Origin of the sequence: uncultured Campylobacter sp. (assembly GCF_937997595.1) — a bacterium.
In the GTDB taxonomy this organism is placed as follows: domain Bacteria; phylum Campylobacterota; class Campylobacteria; order Campylobacterales; family Campylobacteraceae; genus Campylobacter_B.
This window is the reverse complement of record NZ_CALKTS010000066.1, coordinates 1-3,335: the sequence shown is the minus strand read 5'-3', so window position 1 is coordinate 3,335 and position 3,335 is coordinate 1. Positions and strand designations below refer to the sequence as shown.

Annotated in this window: 1 protein-coding gene and 1 pseudogene; both read right to left on the bottom strand. The window is 46.6% G+C overall.

Annotation, left to right across the window (positions count from 1 at the left end):
* Window positions 1-668: 668 nt before the first annotated feature.
* On the bottom strand, window positions 669-1,694 hold the full coding sequence (locus Q0614_RS02245) for a DUF3137 domain-containing protein (protein ID WP_298786247.1): 1,026 nt from the start codon (window positions 1,692-1,694) through the stop codon (window positions 669-671).
* Window positions 1,695-1,855: 161 nt separating this feature from the next.
* Window positions 1,856-3,335, bottom strand: a pseudogene (locus Q0614_RS02240) (hypothetical protein); the annotation flags it as partial.

The window sequence follows — 3,335 nt, the reverse complement described above, 5'->3', positions numbered from 1 at the left end:
TTGAAACCTGCCTAATGGTGCGCTACGCGGCGCTTTAATCCTTTTCCGCTTAGGAGGCGAAATTTTAAATTTCGCCTCTCCCGAATTCTTTAATAATTTAAATTTACTTCCTGTGCGCAGAGCCGCGCTTGCGATACGTTGCGGTATGCGCTAGGCAGATACCTTTTAGCGTGCGACTTTTGTAAGCGCCGCGCGCGCTCTAAATTTAACTCTCGTCTCAAGCTTGCTTTTAAATTTAAATTTCATCCTTATAGATCTGCTTTTAAATTTAATCATCGCAGGCGCCACCGATTAAATTTTACCGCTATGCGGGTTTGGCACTAAAAGCTAGAGGCTGCGATGCGAAACGCGGTCAAATTTTATTTTGGGCATGAAGAGCTAATCAAGAGTCACTTCCAGGAAGCATCGGAGCGTTAAATTTTATTTATAAGACACGGCGAGGCGTTTTGCTTCAAATTTATGCGCGACAGGCACTTTCATCTCTAATCATATCGCTCGTTTAAATTTCAGGCGGCTGCCGAGCAATTGCATTGCTGATTAAATTTAGGGCGGCTACCGAGAAATTACACCGCTGATTAAATTTTACGTTTTGCCAAAATTATACTTCGGTGAAAATTCCGCCCGGCGTAAATTTGGTCGATACAAAATTTCAGCCGTAATGCGCCCTGCTAATTTGTGAGTTTAAGTGTTTCGATTAGGCTTAAAATTTTGCGGATCTGCGTTTGGTATTCGCACGCGAGCTCTATGCTAGCGGGCCTACCAAAAAGCGTAGTTTCAAAAAGATCGGGCGCACCGTTTAAAAATAGATATAAGCGCTCATCCATAAATACCGCGCTCAAGCTGAACTCGCCGCTCGTTTCGCGATTTATTTCGCGCAGACGCTCCATAAACGCGGGCGTTAGCAGATAGCGCGCTTCTACTTTGTCATCCGCAAACACGCGAAAATCGCGCATAAAATCCACATCGTCCATCATCTCTTTTTCGCCGAAGATCTTGGCGTTTGGCTCCCTGCTTACCACTATCGTTTTGCCCGAGGTTTTTTTCGCGAGCTCGCAGATCAGTACGTTGCCGTCAAAGTCCATATAATTATCGTAGAATATTTTGATCAACATAATCGCCGCTATGAGCGGATTATCCGTTTTCATGTAAAACCTGCTATTGCTATGTACCTCGCTGAGGCTAAATTTAATCCCGCAGTGCGCGCCCGCAATCCGATCCTCGCTTTCGATCCTAGATTTCCTATCAATTCTAAATTTTTGAAATTCCTCTTCTTGCATACCGGTATAGGGATAGTATTTTAACTCGGCGTTCATATCGTTTATGGTGGCGCGGACGAATATCTCTTTGTAAAATTTATAGTAGCGAATTTCTGCTTCGGTTTTTTGACCGGCGCAATGCATAAAAAATATCCAAAAGATAGGAAAAAGGATCAAGACGCCCAAAAATTCGGCAATTATTATCAGAGGAGTGTCTGCTTTAACGCCGTCTAGATACACCAATATGAACAGGACCGCAAAAAAGGCGGCTATACTGAGGTAGCGGTATCTATTAAAAGCTCTAGCGCACGCTTTTTGCTCGGTTAAAGTCTGCGAAACGACATCTTGCAAAGAAGGCGACATATCTATCCTTGAGAAAATTTCGCCCGTATTGTAGCGAAATTTAGCGGAATTCATAAAGAGCGAATTTCGCTGCATAATTAAATAGTAGAGATCGAAATTTAATTTACGCAGTCGTGCGGCGTAAAATTTTAAAATCTTACTATTCTGAAATCAATTCGCACCGGATTGAAATTTACGCACTGCATAAATTATATTTGATGCGAGCACTTTTGTAAATTTGCGTTCAAAATTTGCGATCACAGCACCCTGAGGTTGTCTGAGAGGAAATACATAAAAATCCCGAGCCCGAACATCACGAAAAGCCCCAAAAATTCGACGTAAAGCTTCAGGCTTACGAGCCGCTTTGAGCTTAGTTCGTTTGCTTTCGCGCCGAAAAGCGCGGCTAAAAATATCACGACGCTCATTCCAAAACCGATGAAAAGCGCACTTGCGACGCTAAGCGCGAAGCTACCGAGGCTGAAGGCAAGCACGAAAATCAGGATCGTGCCGGGGCAGGGCACGAGCGCCGCTGCAAGCGCGATAAGCCACTCGCGCCCTTTCTCACCACCCGAAGTTGCGCTGCTTTGCAGTGAGCAAGACGAGGTTTGGTTTTTTAAATTTGCAGAATTTAAAGCCTGTTTTTGCCCGTTTTGGCTAGACGAGTTTTCCTCTAAATTTGCGGCTAAATTTGAATCCGAATTTAGCTCTGCCGTTGCGGTGCCTAAATTTTGAGTATCTAAATACCGCGCGGATTCGCCGCTAGGGGTTTTAAATTTAGAAAATTTATAGCTCTTTGACGCTGCGTGAGCAGAATTCTCGGCGTTTGCAAATGCCGTATTTTTTAAGCGGGCGTCCGCCTCTGTGGTCTTTGCGGTGGAAGCACAAGCGGCGCAGGAGCAGCCCGCATCGTGGCGGGCGCCCGCTCTTACGCGGCGAGCTTTGTCGTAGATGATGAGCGCCGTTATGACGATGATCAGAAGCGCCGAAATTTTCGTAGTGATCGAGGCTGAGTTTGTGGAGACGAGGCCTGCGACGTTTTGCAGCACGAACATGCTCGCGCTTACCAGAACGAGCGCTCCTAAGACGTGCAGAAGCCCGATTTTAAGGGCAAATCCGAAGGCCTTAACGTAGCTGCCGCCATGGGCTAAGAAATAGCTCGCCGTTAGCAGCTTCGCGTGCCCTGGACCCGCCGCGTGGAAAAAGCCGTATATGAAAGAAAGTGCCAAGACCCATAGGATGGTGCTTGCGCTTGCATGCTCGCTGCTTGCGCGAAACGCCGTTTTGAGGCTTTTCATAAAATCAACCGTCTTTTGCGCGATAAATCCTAGCGCAGCCTCTTCGTGCGGCTCGCTTGAAATGTCGCCGCTACCGGACGCAGCGCCGTTTTTCTCAGCTCCGTTTTGCGCTAAATTTAAAGAGCTCTCCTCGGATGGAGTCGCGAGATTTTGCGTAGAGTGCGCAGAATTTAAAGAATTATCTCGTCTCGCCGCCAAATTTTCGCCCGTATCTTTATCTACAGACGGCGCAGAATTTGCGGAATCGTTAAAATTTATCGCAGCACTCCTGTCGCTCCCGTTTTGCGCTAAATTTGAATCATTGCCTAAAGAGGCTGCGGCATTTTCGCCGTTTTTTGTGGCGGTCTCTAAGCTTTCGCTGCCGAAGCGGTTGGAATTTGCGGGACCACCATTTGCTTGCGCATCCTTTTTGGCGGCTTTATTGATCTGCGCGATAGCATCC